Origin of the sequence: Arthrobacter sp. ZGTC412, from assembly GCF_002929215.1 — a bacterium.
Lineage (GTDB): Bacteria > Actinomycetota > Actinomycetes > Actinomycetales > Micrococcaceae > Arthrobacter.
Map to the genome: position 1 here is coordinate 1 of NZ_PJII01000054.1, position 1,102 is coordinate 1,102.

General features: G+C 62.7%; 1 protein-coding gene and 3 pseudogenes. 3 read left to right on the forward strand and 1 reads right to left on the reverse strand.

What is annotated here, in order from left to right:
* The 3 genes and pseudogenes from CXQ88_RS21345 to CXQ88_RS22075 all read left to right on the forward strand — a co-directional run.
* Positions 1-342 (forward strand): cell wall metabolism sensor histidine kinase WalK (locus CXQ88_RS21345; RefSeq protein WP_219816372.1); only part of this gene is annotated, 342 nt, incomplete at its 5' end.
* Positions 299-499, forward strand: a pseudogene (locus CXQ88_RS22790) (ATP-binding protein); the annotation flags it as partial. The gene CXQ88_RS21345 and the pseudogene CXQ88_RS22790, both read left to right, overlap by 44 nt.
* 26 nt (positions 500-525) lie before the next feature.
* Positions 526-744 (forward strand): annotated as a pseudogene (locus CXQ88_RS22075) (ATP-binding protein); the annotation flags it as partial.
* Here the strand turns inward: CXQ88_RS22075 and CXQ88_RS21355 are convergent.
* Positions 741-1,102, reverse strand: a pseudogene (locus CXQ88_RS21355) (winged helix-turn-helix domain-containing protein); the annotation flags it as partial. The pseudogenes CXQ88_RS22075 and CXQ88_RS21355 overlap by 4 nt on opposite strands.

The following is a 1,102-nucleotide window of genomic DNA, read 5'->3' on the forward strand; positions in this document are numbered from 1 at the left end:
GAGCTGCAGGCCTTGGCCGCCACAATGAATTCCATGCTGGACCGGATCGAAACAGCCGATCAAAGGCAACGCCAGTTTGTCACCAACGCCAGCCACGAATTGCGGAGCCCGCTCACGACAATCCGCACAGGCTCGGACATCTCCATCGCTGACGCCTCCGGAGAGACATGGCGGGGCATGCAGCCGATCCTTGCCGAAGAGACGCAACGGTTGCAGGGCCTCGTGGAAGACCTCCTGACATTGTCCAAGGCCGACGACGAAGGACTGGCCGTCCGCCGTGAGGATGTAGACCTCGACGATGTTCTGGCCACTGAATTGCGGCAAGCACCGGATCGTCGCTGACCTGGTTCCGGCCAAGGTTGCGGGAGATCCGGGCCGGCTGGGTCAGGCCTTTCGGAACGTGCTCGACAACGCCGACCGCCATGCCGCAAGGACCATCGCCGTGAAGCTGTCGGTCATGGTTCAGACAGTGGTTGTGACCATCGATGACGATGGAACCCCCGTACCCGTCGCGCCGACAGGGAAAGGATCTTCGGGCGATTTGTCCGCCTGGATGAGAGCCGGTCACGCCACCAGGGCGGAAGCGGCCTGGGTTTGGCGATCGTCCGTGGCATCGTGGAGGCCCACGATGGTCGCGTTATTGCAACCGAGACGTCACAGGGCTGGTGTCGCTTTGAGGTCAGTTTCCCGGCAATGGCCCCGCTGGCCGCCGTGCCCCATGCCGATGTGCCCGTCGGACTCTAATCGGCGCTGAGTCTGTACCCCATGTCCCGTACCGTCCTGAGCGAGTTAAGGCCCAACGGCTCATCAATTTTTCTCCGCAAATACCCAATATACACCTCAACGACATTGTCCCCGCCCCGGAACTCCGGGTCCCAGACATTGTCGAGGATCTGAGCCTTCGACAAAACCTCGTCCGGCTTGCGCATCAGAAAGGGGACCGAACTCCCGGGCAGTCAGGGAGACGTCCCGCCCGTTCCGCGTCACGCGTCGCGTTGTCGGGTCCAGCCTCAGCGAACCCACTGCCAAAGTCACCGGCCGTTCCGGAGCCCCTCTGCGAATGAGTGCCCGCAGCCGCGCGACCAGCACCAGGAAGCTGAAC